The 17,296-nt window shown below is 67.4% G+C and carries 18 protein-coding genes and 1 pseudogene; 6 read left to right on the forward strand and 13 right to left on the reverse strand.

Going from position 1 to position 17,296, the window contains the following annotated elements; all coding sequences use genetic code 11:
- The first annotated feature begins 248 nt into the window (after positions 1–248).
- Both VAR608DRAFT_RS38010 and VAR608DRAFT_RS15720 read left to right on the forward strand, forming a co-directional pair.
- Entirely contained in the window at positions 249–914 is a 666-nt protein-coding gene (locus VAR608DRAFT_RS38010) for a response regulator (protein WP_088954899.1), read from the forward strand.
- A complete protein-coding gene (locus VAR608DRAFT_RS15720) occupies positions 895–2,322 on the forward strand; it encodes a sensor histidine kinase (protein WP_088954900.1) in 1,428 nt (475 codons plus the stop codon). Before VAR608DRAFT_RS38010 ends, VAR608DRAFT_RS15720 begins: the two co-directional genes overlap by 20 nt.
- Here VAR608DRAFT_RS15720 and VAR608DRAFT_RS15725 read toward each other — a convergent pair.
- On the reverse strand, positions 2,315–3,457 hold the full coding sequence (locus VAR608DRAFT_RS15725) for an ABC transporter substrate-binding protein (protein ID WP_088954901.1): 1,143 nt from the start codon (positions 3,455–3,457) through the stop codon (positions 2,315–2,317). The genes VAR608DRAFT_RS15720 and VAR608DRAFT_RS15725 overlap by 8 nt on opposite strands.
- 187 nt (positions 3,458–3,644) lie before the next feature.
- Here VAR608DRAFT_RS15725 and VAR608DRAFT_RS15730 point away from each other — a divergent pair, with 187 nt between their 5' ends.
- A complete protein-coding gene (locus VAR608DRAFT_RS15730; protein WP_088954902.1) occupies positions 3,645–4,259 on the forward strand; it encodes a c-type cytochrome in 615 nt (204 codons plus the stop codon).
- Between the two features lie 119 nt (positions 4,260–4,378).
- On the opposite strand, the gene VAR608DRAFT_RS15735 is transcribed toward VAR608DRAFT_RS15730, so the two are convergent.
- The 5 genes from VAR608DRAFT_RS15735 to VAR608DRAFT_RS15755 form a co-directional block, all read right to left on the reverse strand.
- Positions 4,379–4,894 (reverse strand): hypothetical protein, encoded by a 516-nt coding sequence (locus VAR608DRAFT_RS15735; protein ID WP_088954903.1) that lies wholly within the window; start codon positions 4,892–4,894, stop codon positions 4,379–4,381.
- A 180-nt stretch (positions 4,895–5,074) separates the two neighbouring features.
- Positions 5,075–5,596, reverse strand: coding sequence for a DUF2946 family protein (locus VAR608DRAFT_RS15740; protein ID WP_088954904.1), 522 nt, complete (start codon positions 5,594–5,596; stop codon positions 5,075–5,077).
- 124 nt (positions 5,597–5,720) lie between these two features.
- A complete protein-coding gene (locus tag VAR608DRAFT_RS15745; protein ID WP_088954905.1) occupies positions 5,721–6,683 on the reverse strand; it encodes a YheT family hydrolase in 963 nt (320 codons plus the stop codon).
- Complete coding sequence (locus VAR608DRAFT_RS15750; protein WP_088954906.1) at positions 6,683–7,138, reverse strand: YybH family protein; 456 nt, start codon at positions 7,136–7,138, stop codon at positions 6,683–6,685. The genes VAR608DRAFT_RS15745 and VAR608DRAFT_RS15750 overlap by 1 nt, the downstream gene beginning before the upstream one ends.
- 55 nt (positions 7,139–7,193) lie before the next feature.
- Complete coding sequence (locus VAR608DRAFT_RS15755) at positions 7,194–7,949, reverse strand: hypothetical protein (RefSeq protein ID WP_088954907.1); 756 nt, start codon at positions 7,947–7,949, stop codon at positions 7,194–7,196.
- A gap of 42 nt (positions 7,950–7,991) precedes the next feature.
- Between VAR608DRAFT_RS15755 and VAR608DRAFT_RS15760 the strand changes: the two genes are divergently transcribed.
- From VAR608DRAFT_RS15760 to VAR608DRAFT_RS15770, 3 genes are read left to right on the forward strand one after another with little or no spacing between them, the layout of a single operon-like run.
- Positions 7,992–8,591 carry a LemA family protein gene (locus VAR608DRAFT_RS15760; protein WP_443082937.1) on the forward strand — a complete coding sequence of 200 codons (600 nt, stop codon included), beginning with the start codon at positions 7,992–7,994 and terminating at the stop codon, positions 8,589–8,591.
- Positions 8,592–8,610: 19 nt separating this feature from the next.
- Positions 8,611–9,567, forward strand: coding sequence for a TPM domain-containing protein (locus VAR608DRAFT_RS15765; protein WP_088954908.1), 957 nt, complete (start codon positions 8,611–8,613; stop codon positions 9,565–9,567).
- Between the two features lie 2 nt (positions 9,568–9,569).
- Positions 9,570–10,088: a TPM domain-containing protein gene (locus tag VAR608DRAFT_RS15770; RefSeq protein ID WP_088954909.1), complete on the forward strand. Its 519-nt coding sequence runs from the start codon at positions 9,570–9,572 to the stop codon at positions 10,086–10,088.
- Positions 10,089–10,097: 9 nt separating this feature from the next.
- On the opposite strand, the gene VAR608DRAFT_RS15775 is transcribed toward VAR608DRAFT_RS15770, so the two are convergent.
- The 7 genes and pseudogenes from VAR608DRAFT_RS15775 to VAR608DRAFT_RS15805 form a co-directional block, all read right to left on the reverse strand.
- Positions 10,098–11,246, reverse strand: coding sequence for a Gfo/Idh/MocA family protein (locus VAR608DRAFT_RS15775; RefSeq protein WP_088954910.1), 1,149 nt, complete (start codon positions 11,244–11,246; stop codon positions 10,098–10,100).
- 25 nt (positions 11,247–11,271) lie between these two features.
- Positions 11,272–12,216, reverse strand: a complete 945-nt coding sequence (locus tag VAR608DRAFT_RS15780; protein ID WP_231973564.1) for a substrate-binding domain-containing protein — start codon at positions 12,214–12,216, stop codon at positions 11,272–11,274.
- A gap of 80 nt (positions 12,217–12,296) precedes the next feature.
- A complete protein-coding gene (locus VAR608DRAFT_RS15785; protein ID WP_088954912.1) occupies positions 12,297–13,316 on the reverse strand; it encodes an ABC transporter permease in 1,020 nt (339 codons plus the stop codon).
- Entirely contained in the window at positions 13,288–14,898 is a 1,611-nt protein-coding gene (locus tag VAR608DRAFT_RS15790) for a sugar ABC transporter ATP-binding protein (RefSeq protein WP_088954913.1), read from the reverse strand. The genes VAR608DRAFT_RS15785 and VAR608DRAFT_RS15790 overlap by 29 nt, the downstream gene beginning before the upstream one ends.
- Positions 14,895–16,064 (reverse strand): ROK family protein, encoded by a 1,170-nt coding sequence (locus VAR608DRAFT_RS15795; RefSeq protein ID WP_088954914.1) that lies wholly within the window; start codon positions 16,062–16,064, stop codon positions 14,895–14,897. The genes VAR608DRAFT_RS15790 and VAR608DRAFT_RS15795 overlap by 4 nt, the downstream gene beginning before the upstream one ends.
- A gap of 116 nt (positions 16,065–16,180) precedes the next feature.
- On the reverse strand, positions 16,181–16,411 hold the full coding sequence (locus VAR608DRAFT_RS15800; RefSeq protein WP_088958813.1) for a DUF3079 domain-containing protein: 231 nt from the start codon (positions 16,409–16,411) through the stop codon (positions 16,181–16,183).
- A 176-nt stretch (positions 16,412–16,587) separates the two neighbouring features.
- A pseudogene (locus VAR608DRAFT_RS15805) lies at positions 16,588–17,247 on the reverse strand (group II intron maturase-specific domain-containing protein); the annotation flags it as partial.
- Between the last annotated feature and the right edge of the window lie 49 nt (positions 17,248–17,296).

A 17,296-nucleotide genomic window follows, 5' to 3' on the forward strand; every position in this document is an offset into this window, starting at 1 on the left:
GCCAGAATGGCGCTGCACAATGCGGTCTTCTTCACGCGGTCTTCTCCTCGACTCTTTGACGGTACGGGTGGGGGTTGTTGTCAGTGCGCCGCCCTTGGCGTTGCACGCGGCGGATTCTGTTTTTGCGACCTTTCGCGCCGCTTTACTTTGGTTCGGGTTCGGGAAAACACCGACCATCACCGCCGCTGCGTGCACGCCCAATATCGGGTCCCAAATGCGCGCGCCGCGCGATTCAGTGCCCCCACAAAATGCGTTTGCTGCTGGTCGAAGACAGTCTCAAGTTGGCCTCCTGGTTGAGTAAGGCGTTAGGCCAACGTGGATTCGCCGTCGACGAAGTACACGACGGCGTCCAGGCGGACGCCTTGCTGTGCACGGAAAGCTACGACGCGGTCGTGCTTGACCTGTCGCTGCCGGGCATGGGTGGATTGGCCGTGCTTCAGCGTGCCCGCGAACGCCGGAACTCGTCGCCGGTGGTCATCCTGACGGCCCGGGGCGAGTTGGAAGAGCGCGTCAAGGGCCTGAACCTCGGCGCCGACGACTATCTCGCCAAGCCCTTCGACTTTTCCGAGCTCGAGGCGCGACTGGCTGCGGTCATGCGCAGGGCGCACGGCGTGAGCACCCCGAAAGTCAAACTCGGCCCCCTGGAGTACGAGACCAGCGGACGACTCTTCACGCTGCACGGCCGCAGGCTCGTGCTGCGTCCCAAGGAGCACTCCGTGCTGGAAGTGCTGCTGATGCGAATGGGCAAGGCCGTCAGCAAGGCCGCGCTGTACGAACGCGTGTTCTCGCTGGATGCGACGACCGGCCAGGACGTGGTCGAGATCTACATCCATCGACTGCGCAAGCAACTCCACGAAACCGGCGTTTCGATCGTCACTCTGCGCGGCCTGGGATATGTTCTGGAAGCAGGCTGACAGCCTGCAATTTCAGCTGCTGCGCTGGCTGCTGATTCCGCTGCTGCTCCTGTTGCTGGTCAATGCATGGTTCAGCAATCGAACCGCGGTGGCAACGGCCAACCTCGCGTTCGATCGTCTTCTCATGGCGTCGGCGGATGCGATCGCCGAGGGCATCGAGGTCAGGAACGGCGGCATCGCCGTGGATCTGCCGTATGCCGCCCTCCAGCTGCTCGAATCGAACATGCAGGAACGCGTCTTCTATCGCGTCGTCGCTCCGGACGGAAAGACGCTGACGGGATACGACGACCTGCCGCTGCCCGCAAGCGCGCCCGTGCCGCCGCAAGAGTCTGTCGCCTATTCCGCGCAGTATCGCGGCGAGACCATCCATCTCCTGGCCCTGAACAAGCAGGTCTACGGCGCCAACCCGACGGCGCCCGTCACGATCGTCGTCGCGGCGACCGGTGGAGCGCGCAATGCACTGTCGCGCGAGATCCTGATCGAAGGCCTGACGCGACAGGGGCTGTTGATCCTGGCCGCAGGGCTGCTCGTGGCGTTCGGTCTGCTCCGCGGCCTCGAGCCGCTCAGGCGTTTGCACGCCAGCGTGACCGAACGCGAGCCGTCGGACCTCAGCCCGATCGATCCGTCGGGCATCCAGAAGGAGGTTCGTCCGCTCATCCAGGCCCTGAATCTGCACATGGGGCGTGTCGCGAACCTGCTGGCGAGCCGGGAGCGGCTGATCATGGACGCATCGCACCAGATGCGCACGCCGCTGGCCGAGATGCGCATGCAAATCGAATACAGCGTGCAACAGAATCGACCGGAGTTGTCCCGCGCGACATTGATCGACACGCAAGCGGGCATCGACCGCCTGGCACGCCTGATCTCGCAGATTCTTTTGCAGGCACGATTGGATCCGGACGTCCTGCACGACCAGCGCATTGCACCTGTGGACCTGAGCGAACTCGCGCTGGACACTGCGCTGGAGTACGTCGCGAAGGCGAGAAGAAGATCGATGGACCTGAGCCTGGAAGACGCCCCGCAGCCGGTGGTCGTCATGGGGAATGCACTGCTGCTTCGTGAGCTGATCGCGAACCTGATCGACAACGCCATCGCCTATGGTCGCCATGGTGGAAGCGTCGCGATTCGCCTGAATCGCGACGGCGGCGGGCCCGTCCTGGAAATCGAGGACGACGGGCCTGGCATCCCGCTCGCCGAGCGCGACAAGGTCTTCGAACGGTTCTACCGGGCGCCCGGCTCGGCCGTCGGCGGATCGGGGTTGGGGCTGTCCATCGTGCGCGACATCTGCATCGCCCATCGATCCCGCATCGAGTTGCGCACGCCCAGCAGCGGCGTGGGCCTGGCGGTGCGCATCCATCTGCAAGAGGCCGGTCCGCAGCCTGCGGATTCGACGCCGGACGCTACTTGAGCTCCGCGCTGGCTCCGGCGTCTTGCCCCCAGCGCCGCATGAACTCGGCTTGCTTGGCATGGTCGAGAAACACGAGCAGCGACGGCCCGACGCCGATGGCCTTCAGCGAGGTGCCGAGCTCTTGTCGGAGCGTGGCCGCGGTGAATTCACCGGCGACGTCGGTGCGGATGGAGAACAACTCCGCTCGGGTGGACAGCACGGTCTGCCCGCGCTTGGACAAGAGGTAGTCGAGCCAGAGCTTGCCGGCGTTGGGATGCCGCGCGGTTTTTGACAGCAGGGCAATGCGCGACATGACCAGTGTGTAGTCCTTGGGCAGGACGATCCCGATCGAAGGGTCCCGGCGCGCCCGGGTCATCGCGTAGGACCCGATCAGGTTGTAGCCCAGATAGTATTGCCCCGAGACGATCCGCTGCACCATCACCGAGGTGTTGGATTCGTACTTGACCCCTGCGCCGTGGAGCGCCTTGACCAGGTCCCAGAAACCCGGCTGAACGCGGCTGTCTTGCGTCGCGAAAAGAAGGCCAACGCCCGAACGTTCCAGATCGTATGTGGCAACGTTGCCGGCGTACTTGTCGTGTTGCGTGGTGATCAGCCTTGCGAAGTCCGCATGCGTCTGCGGGATATCCGAACCCGTGACGAATCGCTTGTTGTAGACGAACACGACAGGTTCGAACGTGGTGCCATAGGCTGAATCGCGCCACACGGCCCACTCCGGCAGGTGGTCCGCCTCGGGCGACCGATATCTTTGCGCGTAGTCGTCGTTCGCGAGCTTCATCTGGAGATCCATCGCCGAACTCCAAAGCACGTCGGCCGATGGCTGGTTCGCCGCGGTCTCGGAAAGGTATCGGTGGTAAAGCTCCGGGCTGTTGATTTTTTCGTAGTCGACCTTGACGCCGGGATACAAAGTCTCGAAGTCGTGAATAAGCGCCGCCACGGCAGACCGATCGGTCGTCGAGTACACGACGACCTTGCCTTCGTCGCGGGCGGCCAGAACCACGGCTCCGTAGTTCGAGGGATATTCCTCCGGCAGCGCGGCACGTGCCGGCGCGCAGGCCGGTCCGGCGAGGCATGCAAGCACCAACGCCCACGCGCTCCAGGTAGACGCGCGAAACTTCCAATAATGCGCTGAGAACATGGGATTGCCTGGGAGATAGGGCGCGCGATGCCGGGACGGTGGCCGTTGGCAATTGTATTCTTGCCGATTCGTCGGCCCGCACCCGCCCACGCGGGTCGAGCGCGCGGATCGCAAAGCGAGCGCAGTGGGATCCCTATAATCCGCCGTGATCTAAAAAGCCCCCGACGAGCCCCACACTGAGGACCCAATGAGCGACGAAGTGCACTACCAGGCCACAGAAGAAGCCCACACCGGACCGATCAAGAATCCCCGGCAACTCCTGATAGCGGTATTTTTCTCATTCCTCGCTCCCATCCTGATCATCGCGGGCTTGGTCTCGTACGTGGTCTCGGGGACCCGCCCCTCGGGTGAGGCACAGGGCGAGGGCCTGGCGCTCACCGGCGTGTCGAAGGACGTGCGCGACCGCGATGTCGCCGAGCGCCTGAAGAAGGTCGGCTCCATCGAGATCCGCGACGCCAACCGTGCGCTCGCCACCGGCGAAGCCGTGTTCAAGGCCCAGTGCGTGACCTGCCATGGCTCCCCCGGCATTCCCGGCGCGCCGCACTTCAGCGACGCCGCGGCCTGGGGCCCCCGCATCGGCCAGGGCTACGCGACGCTGCTCGACCACGCGCTCAAGGGCAAGAACGCGATGCCTCCGCAAGGCGGCGGCGATTTCGAGGACGTGGAAATCGGCCGCGCCGTGGTCTACATGGCCAATGCCGGCGGCGCCAACTTCCCGGTGCCGGACAAGGCCGCCGCCGCGCCGGCCGAGGGCGCCGCGACCGCCGATGCAGCCAAGCCTGCGGAAGGCGCCGCCAAGTAACGGCCCCCCGCGCCAAAAAAAAGAGCCCGCAGCAGCGGGCTCTTTTTTTTGGTGAGGTTCCATCCACCGGGGCACGGGAGAGTCAGGCCAGGACGGCCGTCGTCGGACCATTACGGTTGTTAGGCGGCACCGCGATAACGCTCCCATGCCCAGCCTACGAGGGTGGCAACTAACAACGGATACGCATTGAAGGGAAATGGCTCTGACAGTGCTGTTAGCGCTTGCCCCATGAGTAGACGTATCGCGACCACCAGGAACAACGCGCCGGCAACCACACCAACGATGCGAATCCAGAGCGACGCAACTCTCGGCGCGCTCAGCAAGAACAGCGATGCAGCCCAAAGGCCAGCTCCTGCCCCGAACACGGGACCACTAGCCGCAAGATCCATTGCAGCGCTGGACAAGACTAGCGTCTGGCCGACCACGTACACCAGAAAGCCGGCGGCGACTACGTCGTTACCTTTGCGAAAGTGGTGAATCACCAGAAGCGCGGCAGCAACGACTAGCGTGATGCCATCGAGGCCCCAGAGCACCCCGCGAACTGGGACAGAGGGCGTGAACGCCCCGGCCATACCCAGAACGGAACCCACGACGAGGCCGCCGGACGCAATAAGTCGCGACGTTCGCTCAGACATTGATACCTCCTTGACCCGAGTTCAGGAGGCTGGATGCTGCCACCGTGGCCGGACCCGTACCACCCCGCAAAACCCGGCGTCTTGTCGCCTTGCCACCACTGCGCGCGGTCAGTAACCCGTTATCGCCTCCCCGGCAAGATGGGGCCGCGAGACGCTTACTCTTTTTTGGCTGCGCGGCGCTCAGCGCGAGGCCGCCGGGCTCGTCACGTAGCCGAAGCGGGCCGGCAGATCGGCCGCGCGGACGTCCTCGGGCACCCACCGGCCCTGCTCGACCGCCTCCGACGCCAGGCCGACGTCCAGCGTGTGCACGAGGCCGAGGCCGATCGACGCGAGGAGGTACAGCTTGCCGTCCTCGTCGAGCAGGCAGGCCGAGGGCTCGACGGGCTCGCCCGCGTGCGAGCGCACCGACAGGTCCTCGGCGACGCGCCAGATCCACGGCGTCGCTTCGAGCTCGACATAGACGCGCTGCGGCCCGTTCTGGAAGAACCACTGGCCCTGCCCGTCGCGCTCGTAGTTGCGCTGGATGAATTCGATCAGCTTCTCGTGCCGGACCATCGAGCCCTTCGACGCCGCGAAGGGGCCGGCGGCCTGCGTGGGCGCATCGCGCAGATACCAGTTGCCGCGCGCATCGAGGCCGAGCCAGCCGTAGCAATGCGGCACGTTCGGCCACTTGGCCAGGGCCTGTCTGACGATGTCGTCCATGGCGCGGTATTTTGCTCGCCCCCAGGCTTGCTCGCTGCGCGTAGCCGCCAACCCCCGACCGGGGGCAACACCAGCGGCCCGGCGAAGCCGGTTTCGCGGTGTTCTGCGGTGTTCTGCGCTTCTCTTACTTATCCGCGAGCCAGGCTATGACTCGTTCGGGCATGCCGCGCACATGGCCGGGCGGAAAGCCGAGCGGAAAGCCGACATGGCCGCCGTGGGCCGGCTGCCAGAGCGTGACATGGCGGCCGACCTCGCCCGGCCGCGGCAGGCTGGCGGCGGGCACGAAGGGATCGTTGACCGCATTCACGACCAGCGCCGGGATCTCGATCCGGTGCAGGTGCGGCTTGGCCGAGCCGCGGCGCCAGTAGTCGTCGGCATCGCGAAAGCCGTGCAGCGGCGCGGTGAAGACGTCGTCGAAGTCGTGCAGGTCGCGCGCCGCGAGGAGCGCATCGCGGTCGAAGAGGCCCGGGTGCTGCGCCAGCTTGGCGAGCGCCTTGGGCTTCATGGTCGAGAGGAACATCGGCGTGTAGACCAGCCGGTTGAAGCCCTGCCCGATCGCGGTGCCACCGGCCGCCAAGTCGAGCGGCGCGCAGATCGAGGCCACCGCGCGCACGCGCTTGGAAGCCTCGCTGCCCGACTCTTCCGCCCAGCGCATGAGCGCATTGCCGCCGAGCGAGACGCCCACCGCGCGGATGGCCTCGCGGCCCTCGTGCAGGCGCGCGAGGATCCAGTCGATCTCCTCGAAATCGCCCGAGTGGTAGGCGCGCGGCGCGAGGTTGATCTCGCCGCTGCAGCCGCGGAAATGCGGCACCGCGTAGTCCCAGCCGCGCTCCAGCGCGAAGGCCGCGAAGGCCTCGGCGTAGTGGCTGCGCGACGAGCCTTCGAGCCCATGGAAGAGCACCAGCAGCGGCCGCGGGCCCGGGCCCTTGGCTTCGAGGAAATCGACGTCGATGAAGTCGCCGTCCGGCGCGGTCCAGCGTTCGCGCCGGTACGGCGGCAGCGGCGCCATCACGCGCCGGCCGTACAGGGCGGCCCAGATAGTCTGGAGGTTGCCGCCGGGCAACCAGCGCGGTGCGACGTACTGCATCAATGAAGGGTCTGCGGCGTCTCGGCGACGTCGCCCGGCTCCTGTGCGCTGCCCGGGCTCGCATGGTGCGCGACCATGCGCCATCCCTGGGCGGTCTTGTGATAGACGTTGGTGGCGAGCACGAAGCCGTGCTTGTGCCCGTCGGGGGTCAGCACCTCGATGCGTTCGAGCACGTTGTGCACGGCGCTCGCGAGCGATTCGACCTTGCGCACGCGCGCGGGCGTGGCGTGGATCGCGCCGCCGTTGCCGAACATGTGCTCGAAGGCGGCGCGGATCGCGTCGGCGCCCACCAGCCGCGGGCCGCCGGGATGGACGCAGAAGATCTCGTCCTCGTCGGCCCAGCAATCCATCAGCGCGTCGACGTCGCCGCGTTGCAGAGCCTCGTAGAAAGCCGCCTCGACGTCGTCGGCGGTGCCGCCGACGGTGGCGGCGCGGAGTCTGGTTTTGGTGGACATGGGGTGATCTGCCGGGAGGGATCGATTTTGCCTCGGACGCGTGCCGGCGGGTGCTTCAGTGCGACTCCGCGATCCAGGCTTCGACGGTCTCGCGCACATCGCCCTGGGCCGCGCGCCAGACCGTCTCGGGCGCCATCACGCGCGCGCCGGGGGGCGCCAGGCGCAGCGCGACGTCGACCAGCTCGGCGACCTTGGAGGCGCGCACCGGCTGCTCGCTCGCCGGCACCATGAAGCGCGCGATCGAGAGCATCCAGTCGGCGAGCCGCTGGGCCGGGTTCGCCTGCCGCGGCTTGGCCGGCTTCTGCGCCGAGCGCACGAGGATCACGCGCTCGAAGCCCTCGGCCACCACGGCCTGCTCGTCGAGCGAAGCGAGGCCGCGCTTGAGCGCCTCGGGCAGCCGCCCCTGCGCATGCGGCTGGACGATCGCGAGCGACTCGACGCCGCTTGCGCGCAGCCAGCGGGCCAGCGCCGGCAACTGCTCGGGCGCGGGCGTCCAGAGGGCGCGTTCGCGGTCGTAGTAGAGGCGCGGCGGCTCGAAGAGGATCAGCGCCGTGTCGGCTTCCACCAGCGGCCAATCGTCGATCGGCGCGTCAGGCGCGAGCACGGTCTCGACGCCGGCGATCCCTTCGCGGATCGGCTCGCGCACCAGCACGCGCGTGTGGTCGAAGCGGTGCCGGCCGGCCAGGCGCCGGACCAGCTCCTGGCCCAGCACGCCGGTGGCGCCGGCAATGAGGAGCGTGCCCGTGCCCGCATCCTGCTGCGCCGGGCCTCGCCGGCCCGCCTGCAGCGCATGGATGGGATCGACCGGCATGGCGCTATGCTACCTTCGCCGAATTCACAACAAGGGACCTCGATGATGATGAAACGCTGGCTGATGATCATCCTCGCCGCACTCGCCCTCTCGGGCTGCGGCTACAACGACTTCCAGCGACTCGACGAGGCCAGCAAGTCGGCCTGGAGCGAGGTGCTCAACCAGTACCAGCGCCGCGCCGACCTGGTGCCGAACATCGTGGCCACGGTCAAGGGCGAAGCCAACTTCGAGCAGGAAACGCTGACCCGGGTGATCGAGGCGCGCGCCAAGGCCACCTCGATCCAGGTGACGCCCGAGACGCTCAACAACCCCGAGGCCTTCAACAAGTTCCAGCAGGCGCAGGGCGAGCTGTCGAGCGCGCTGTCGCGGCTGATGGCGGTGTCGGAGCAATACCCCAACCTCAAGGCCAACCAGGCCTTCCGCGACCTGCGCGTGACGCTCGAAGGCACCGAGAACCGCATCACCGTGGCGCGCAACCGCTACATCCAGACGGTCCAGGAATACAACGTGCTCGCGCGCAGCTTCCCGACCAACCTGACGGCGAAGGTCTTCAACTACGAGCCCAAGCCCAACTTCTCGGTGCAGAACGAGGCCCAGATCTCGACGCCGCCCACGGTCGACTTCAGCGCGCCGAAGAAGTAAGGCGACGCGGCGACTTGCGATGTCGATGGTCCGCATCCGCTTTGCATTGACCGCACTGCTGCTGTTCGCGGCGGCGCTGCTGAGCGGGCATGCGCTGGCGCAGGGCCTGCTGCCGGTGCCGAAGCTCGATGCGCGCGTGATCGACCAGACCGGCACGCTCACCCCATCGGAGCGCGCCGCGCTCGAAGCCAAGCTGCAGGCCTTCGAGCAGCAGAAGGGCTCGCAGATCGTGATGCTGATGGTGCCGACCACCGCGCCCGAGGACATCGCGAGCTACGCCAACCGCGTCGGCAATACCTGGAAGATCGGGCGGCGCGAGGTCGGCGACGGCATCCTCGTGATCGTCGCCAAGAACGACCGCAAGATGCGCATCGAGGTCGCCAAGACGCTCGAAGGCGCGGTGCCCGACCTCGCGGCGGCGCACATCATCGACGAGGCGATGAAGCCGCGCTTCCGCCAGAACGACTTCGCGGGCGGGCTCGATGCGGCGGCGGACCAGCTCATCGCGCGCGTCAAGGGCGAGGCGCTGCCGGAGGTCGATGCGCGCGGCGGCGACTTCGGCGGCGAGGGCCGCGGCGGCGGCGGCGGCGGCGGGTTCAACTTTCAGGACCTCGCCGTGTTCTTCTTCATTGCCGTGATGGTCGGCGGGCCGATCCTGCGCCGCATCTTCGGCAAGATCCCGGGCTCGCTGGCGATGGGCGGGATCACCGGCTTCGTCGTGATGATGCTGACGTCGAGCATCGTGATCGCGGTGCTGGCGGGGCTGGCCGCGCTGCTGTTCACGCTGCTGTCGATGGCCTTCGGCGCCGGTCCGATGCGGCGCGGCGGCGGTCTCGGCGGTCTCGGCGGCGGCTGGGGCGCCGGACGTGGCGGTGGCGGCGGCTGGGGCGGCGGTGGTTCGTCCGGCGGCGGGGGCGGCTTCGGCTCGGGCGGCGGCGGCGACTTCGGCGGCGGCGGCGCCTCGGGGGACTGGTAGGCATGGCAACGCTCACTTCACGCATCGCGCGCATCTGGCGCCATCGCTGGGTCGACGAGGCCCATGTGCGGCGCGCGCTGCCGGCCGACGCGCTCAAGCGCCTGACGCAACGCGTCGGCGCGAGCGAGCGGCGGCACAGCGGCGAGATCCGCATCTGCGTCGAGGCCGGGCTGCCGATGTCCTACCTGTGGCGCGATGCGACGGCACGCGAGCGGGCGATCATGATGTTCAGCAAGCTGCGCGTCTGGGACACGGCGAACAACAACGGCGTGCTGATCTACCTGCTCCTGGCCGACCATGCGATCGAGATCGTGGCCGATCGCGGCATCGACCTGCACGTGAACGACGCGGCCTGGGCCGCGACGGCCAGGCGCATGGGCGAGGCGTTCCGCGAAGGGCGCTTCGAGGACGGGCTCACGCAGGCGCTCGAAGAGGTCTCCGCGCTGCTGATCGAGCACTTTCCGCTCGCCGAGGGCGAGAAGGACAGCAACGAGCTGCCGGATGCGCCGGTGATCCTCTGACCCGGGCCCTCACCATGCGGTCCACTTGGCTTGGCTCTGCGCCGAGGCCACCGTGCGTTCGATGAAGCGCACGCCGCGCGCGCCGTCCTCCACCCGCGGATAGTCGGCCGCGAGCGGATCGGCGGCGACGCCGGCCAGCTTCGCGCGGATGTCCGCGATCACGCCGCCGTAGAGGTTGGCGAAGGCCTCGATGAAGCCTTCCGGATGCCCGCTCGGCAGCCGGCTCGCGCGCCGCGCCGATTCACACAGCCAGGGCGTGCCGCGCGTGAAAACGCGCCTGGGCCCGTCGTGCGGCAGATGCGTGAGCTCGCTCGGCCGCTCCTGCCGCCATTCGAGCGTGCCGAGCGCGCCGGAGACGCGCAGGCGCAGGTCGTTCTCGAGCCCGGCGTTGATCTGCGAAGCGACCAGCACGCCGCGCGCGCCGCCCTTGAACCGCAGCAACAGGCTGCCGTCGTCATCGAGCGGCCGGCCGGGCACGAAGGAACTCAGGTCGGCGCAGAGGCTTTCGATTTCCAGGCCGGTCACGGTGGCCACGAGGTTCTCGGCATGCGAGCCGATGTCGCCGATGGCACCGGCCGCGCCGCTTTGCGCCGGATCGCTGCGCCACGCGGCCTGCTTGTTGCCCGCGCCTTCGAGGCGCGTCGCGAGCCAGCCCTGGTTGTATTCGACGACGATCTTGCGGACTTCGCCGAGCTCGCCCGAGCGCACCATCTCGCGCGCCTGCCGCACCATCGGATAGCCGGTGTAGTTGTAGGTCACGCAAAAGACAGTGCCCTGGCGCGCGACCGCCTCCACCAGCGCATCGGCCTGTGCGCGCGTGTGCACCAGCGGCTTGTCGCACACCACGTGAAAGCCCGCGTCCACGAAGGCCTGCGCCACCGGGAAGTGCATGTGGTTGGGCGTGACGATCGAGACGAAGTCGATGCGCTCGTGCGCCGGCCGCTTCAGCTCGTCGTCGAGCAGGCTGCGCCAGTCGCCGTGGTTGCGGTCCTCGGCCAGGAACAGGTCGCGGCCCGAAGCCTTCGCCTTCTCCGGGCTCGAGGAAAGCGCCCCGGCCACCAGCTCGGCCTGCCCATCGAGCGCGATCGCCTTGCGGTGCACCGCACCGATGAAGGCATCGCGCCCGCCACCCACCATGGCGTAACGCAATTTAGTCATTTGGCTCGCCCCCCGGGGTTGGTCATCAGAACGGCGAGTCCGGGTGGTAGAAGTCCTTGGCGTTTTCCTTGGTGATCAGGACCGAAGGAATGATCGTCGTCGCCGGCAGCTTCTCGCCCTTCAGCCGCGCTTCGGCCGTGAGCTTGATCGCGTCGTAGATGAACTTCGGCGAATAGCTCACGTCGGCATCGATGCGCTTGTCCTTGCCGTCGATGATGGTCTTGACCATGCCCTTGGCGCCCGCGCCGCCGAAGATCACCTTGATGTCGTCGCGCTTGGCCTGCTCGATGGCCTTGAGCACGCCCACCGCCATGTCGTCGTCGGCGGCCCAGATCGCATCGATGTTCTTGAAGCGCGTCAGGTAGTCCTGCGTGACCTTGAAGGCGTCGTCGCGGTTCCAGTTGGCGTACTTGGCATCGAGCAGCTTGATGTCTGGGTAGTTCTTCATCACGCTGTTGAAGGCGTCCATGCGCTCGTTGTCGAGCGTGGTCGGGATGCCGCGCAGCGCCACGATGTTGCCCTTGCCGCCGAGCTTCTTCGCGAGGTATTCGGCCGGGATCTTGCCGAAGGCGGTGTTGTCGCCGGCGACGTAGGCGTCCTGCGCGCTGGTGTCGGTCAGGCCGCGGTCGACCACCGTCACGTAGATGCCCTTGGCCTTGACCTGCGCCACCGGCTTGGTGAGCGCCGCCGACTCGAACGGGAAGATCACGAGCGCGTTGATCTTGCTCACGGTCGAGAGGTCCTGCAGCTGGTTCGCCTGCTCGGGCGCATTGGCCGCGGTCTTGATCGTGATCTTCAGGTCCTTGTGCTCTTTCTCGAGGTCCTTCTTCGCCTGGTTGGCCCAGTAGTTGATGCCGCCCATGAAGCTGTGCGTCGCGGCCGGGATCGACACGCCCAGGTGCACCGGCTCCGCAGCCGCGAGGACGGGAAACGCGGCGAAGCTCGCCGCGGCAACCGCACCGAGGACCATGCGACGGGAAATGGAAGTCTTCATGCTGCTTGTCTCCTTGGTTGATGATGAAACGGAACGGACGGGAAAGCGTTGTTGCGTCATCGGCGGCCCCGCTGGAGGAACGCGACGACGATGATCACGAAGCCCTGCACCGCCGCGTTGAGGTAGACGCTGATGATGCTGGTGAGGTTCAGGATGTTGCTGATGACCGAGAGCAGGATTGCGCCGATCACCGTGCCGACGACGCTGCCCGATCCACCCTTGAGCGCGGTGCCGCCGACGATCACCGCAGCGATCGCTTCGAGCTCCCACAACAGGCCGGTGGTCGGCGACGCCGAGCCGAGCCGCGGCACGTAGAGCAGCGTCGCGATGCCGACGCAGACGCCGAGGAACACATAGGTCAGCACCTTCACGCCATCGACGCCGACCGCCGCGTAGCGCGCGACCTGCTCGTTCGAGCCGATGGCCTGCACGTAGCGCCCATAGGCCGTGCGGTTGAGGATCAGCCCGCCGATCACCGCGACGACGAGGAAGACCCAGACCGGGATCGGCACGCCGAGCAGGCTCGCGTAGTAGACCGGCGCGTAGACATCCGACAGCTCGTTGTCGAGCGTGAGCGCGCCGCCGTTGGCGAAGTAGGTCAGGTAGGCGCGGAAGATGCCCAGCGTGCCGAGCGTGACGATGAAGGGCTCGATCCGTCCCTTGGTGATGAGCAGGCCGTGCGCGAGGCCGAACACCGCCCCGAGCGCCACGGCGAGCAGCGCGCCCAGCATCACCGCAAGCACCGGCGATCCGAGCAGCGGCCCGAGCGCGTTGATGAACATGATCACGCAGCCGGCGATCAGCGCCGCCATCGAGCCCACCGACAGGTCGATGCCGCCCGAGATGATCACGAAGCACATGCCCACCGCGATGATGCCGATGAAGGCGGTGCGCGTGAGCACGTTCATCGCGTTGTCGAGCGTCGCGAAATCGCTGTTGAGCAGGGTGCCCGCGATGCACAGCAGCACGAGGCCGATGACCGGCCCGAAGCCGTGCAGGCGCTCGGTCCAGCGCGGCCTGGCCTCGGCGCGGTGCTGCGCCTGCGCCTCAGTGCGGGGTGGCGGTTCCGGTGGCATGAGCGATGAGTTCCTCTTCTGTCAGGTTCTCGGCGTTCAACGTGGTCACGAGATGGCCGGCGCGCATCACCGCGACGCGGTGGCACAGGCCGATCAGTTCCATCAGTTCGGACGAGACCACGATCACCGCGAGCCCTTCGCGCGCGAGGCGCTGGATCAGGAAATAGATGTCGCGCTTGGCGCCGACATCGACGCCGCGCGTGGGTTCGTCGAGCACCACGATCTTCGGCCTGGGCTGCAGCACCTTCGCGAGCGCGAGCTTCTGCTGGTTGCCGCCGGACAGCGACGAGGCGCGCGCATCGAGGTCGCCGGTGCGGATGCCGTAGTCCTTCACCGCGGCCGCGAGCGCGCTGCGCTCGGCGTCGGGGTGAAGCCATGGCGTGGCGTAGCGTTCGAGCGCCATCAGGGTGAGGTTCTGGCGCAGGCCGAGGTTGACGTGCAGGCCCTTGCCCTTGCGGTCCTCGCTGAGGTAGGTGAGGCCGTGCTTCGCGGCCTCGCGCGGATTGCGCAGCTGAACGGCCTTGCCGTGGATCTCGACCTGGCCGCTGGCGGGGCGCAGTCCCAGAAGGCCCTCGAACAGCTCGGTGCGCCCCGCGCCGACGAGGCCGGCGAAGCCGAGGATCTCGCCCGGTCGCACCTCGAAGCTCGCATCCTCCGCCCAGCCGGGCACGCTGAAGCGGCTCACGCGCATCGCGGGTGCGGCGTGCGCCACCACCTTGTCGCGCGGCGGATAGAGGTCGGCCAGCTCGCGGCCGACCATCAGGTTCGCCATCTGGTGCCGCGTCACATCCGGCGTGAGCGCGCGGGCGACGAAGCGGCCATCGCGCATCACGATCACTTCGTCGGTGACGCGCTCGACTTCGTCGAGCTTGTGCGAGATGTAGACCACCGTCACGCCGTCGGCGCGCAACTGGGCGATGAGCCTGAAGAGTCGTTCGGTTTCGCCGGGCGTGAGCGTGGCGGTCGGCTCGTCCATGATCAAGAGGCGCGCGTGGCGCGAGAGCGCCTTCGCGATCTCCACGAGCTGCTTCTCGGCGACGATCAGGCGGCGCACCTTGGTGGCCGGGTCGATGTGGAGGCCGACCTCGGCGAGCGCGGCGGCGGCATCGCGGGCCATCGTCGCATCGTCGAGCAGCCAGCCCTTGGAAGCGCCGGGCCGCCCCAAGCTTCCTTGCTCCCCTCGGGGGACGGACGTCGCGAAGAGACGGCCAAGGGGCGACATCTTCTTTTCATGGCCGAGGAAGATGTTCTGCGCGATGGTGAGGTGTTCCGCGAGATTGAATTCCTGGTGGATCAGGACGATGCCCAATGCCTCCGCATCGCGCGAACTCTCGAACTGCTGCGCCTGGCCGTTGACGCGCAGGATGCCGTCCGTGAGCGGCTCGTAGCCCGCGAGGATCTTCATCAGGGTCGACTTGCCGGCGCCGTTCTCGCCGAGCAGGCCGTACACCCGGCCAGGCGCGAGCGAGAAGCTCACGCCGTGCAGCACCTGCACCGGGCCGAAGGCTTTCACCACGTGGTCGAACTCGACGGAAACGGCGGCTTTCTGCCGCGGTGTGGCGATCGCGGCGCTGCCCGTCATGGCGCCACCCCCCGCACCTTGAGGGTTTCCTGCATTGCCAGCACGCCGGCGCCGATCAGGCCGGCCTGGCCTTCGAGCGGCGTGTACTGGATCTCCAGATGCCGCGTCGACAGCGCCAGCGAGCGCTGGTAGACGCTCTGCCGCACCGCCGCGAGAAAGAGCGGGCCGATGCGCGTGATGCCGCCGCCGATGAAGACATGCGACGGGTTGAAGAAGTTGACGATGGACGCCAGCATCTGGCCGATCAGGTTGCCGGCGCGCTGCACGATCGCATTCGCCGCCGCATCGCCCGCGCGGCTGGCCTGCCCGACATCGATGGCCTCGATGCGGCCCTGGGTGCGCAGGCATTCGGCCAGCGCGGCGCTCTCGCCGGCTTCGGCGGCCTGCACCGCCATGCGCGTGATGGCCGGTCCGGCCGCCATCGCTTCGACGCAGCCGAGGTTGCCGCAATGGCAGCGCGGGCCTTCCTGGTCGACGCAGATGTGGCCGACGTCGCCGGCCGAGCCCGCCGCGCCGCGGTACACCTCGCCATGGCAGACGATGCCGCAGCCGATCCCGGTGCCGACCTTGATGACGAGGAAGTTGGAGAGCGAACGCTTGAGCCGCCACAGCTCGCCGAGCGCCATCAGGTTGACGTCGTTGTCGACGAAGACCGGCGCGGCATAGTCCTCGCGCAGGTAGTCGCGGATCGAGAAGCTGTCCCAGGCCGGCATCAGCGGCGGATTCACGAGCTGGCCGATCTCGAAGTTGACCGGGCCCGGCACACCGATGCCGATGCCCAGCACCTGCCTCGAAGTGAAGCCGGCGCGCGCCAGCAATTCCTTGATGAGCCCGCGAACGCGTGCGAGCACCACGCCCGGACCTTCGCGCACGTCGGCCGGCTCCGCGTGATGCGCGAGCACGCTCAGATCCGGGGCGAGCACGGCGACATCCAGACTCGTGGCGCCGATATCGACGCCCACCAGCACGCCCAGCCCTGCATGCAGCTGCAGGTTCTCGGCGCGGCGGCCACCGGTCGAGCGCCGCAGGCCCGCCTCGGTCAGCAGTCCCTGGTCGACGAGGCCGGCGATCAGCGCATTCGCCTTGCTCTTGGAGAAGCCCAGCTGTTCCGCCATGCCATGGCGCGAACCGCCGGCCGACCAGAACGTGGTCTCCAGCAGTTGCAACTCGTCGGCAGTCAGGCGACTCCAGGGGGTCACGCGTTGTCTCCGTCGTTTTTCGTGAATCGCCGGTGTCCCGCTGGACCTTGGGCGAACGCGAATACTAGGAGCGCGTCTTCAGCCTAACAAGACTTAACTTCGACCAAATTTGGATCGAAGCCATCCGAGGCATCGCCGTCACCGGCCGCGTTTGCGCTGCCGAAGTCCATCCAGTCGTCTCCGAACAGCTCAGCGGGGTGCTGCGTGCGCTCGGAGCCGTTGCCGCACATCATCGAGTCGGACGGGCAGTAGCGGTCACAGCCCCAGCAGACACGCTCGGGGTGCGCGGGCTTGATGGGGAATTTCTTGGCCATGGTGCGGCGGATTGCTGCTGCCATTCTGCGCACATCCCACACGACAGGATTGAGCTCCATCAAGAAGCGGCGATCCACACCGCACCGGATCGGGATAGGGGCCGATCATCGCTGATCGGACCCCTCCCACACCACCCGGCATGCGGGTCCGCACCGGGCGGTTCGAGAAGTTGAGGTCAGGAGAATTTGGGGACTCCCAGGCTATCGAAGTAGCGCACGGACAGCACTTTGTTCAGGCCTCTGTGGCTGTTGCGCCACCAACGTCTCGCGTTGCCGGCAATGCGCGCAGCCACCTCCACGCTCGCGCCCAGCTTGCGCAGCTCGCGGAACATCGTCGTCCCGCGCCGCCATTGCTTGAGCTGAACGCTGCGCAGCCGGTGCCGCAGCCATTCGTCGAGTGCACGCATGACCCTGGGCGTCTGCGCGAGGCGGAAGTACGCCTTCCACCCCGGCACGTAGCCTTGGAGGTCCTTCGCGATCTGTTCAAGGCTGCGCCCCTTAAGGCGTCGCGTCAGTTGCCGGATGCGCTCACACAGCTTGTGCATGGCCTGATCGGCCACCGCCCGTTTTACCTCACCCTTGGACGTGACGTACAGGCAGTAGCCCAGGAACTTACGTCCCCAGACCTCGCCCACCGCCGTTTTGGACTCGTTGACCAGCAGCCGCAACTTTGAGTAGCAGCCGCGCAGTGCTTGCAGCACACGCTCTCCCGCCCGCTGGCTCCTGACGTAGACGTTGCAGTCGTCGGCGTAGCGCACGAACTTGTGTCCGCGCCGCTCCAATTCTCGATCCACCTCGTCCAACAGCACGTTGGCCAGCAGCGGGCTCAGCACACCACGTACGCAATAGCGAACTTGCTTCCGGACCATCCCCGCGGGGCAAAGG

It is taken from the genome of Variovorax sp. HW608, assembly GCF_900090195.1.
Classification (GTDB): Bacteria; Pseudomonadota; Gammaproteobacteria; order Burkholderiales; family Burkholderiaceae_C; genus Variovorax.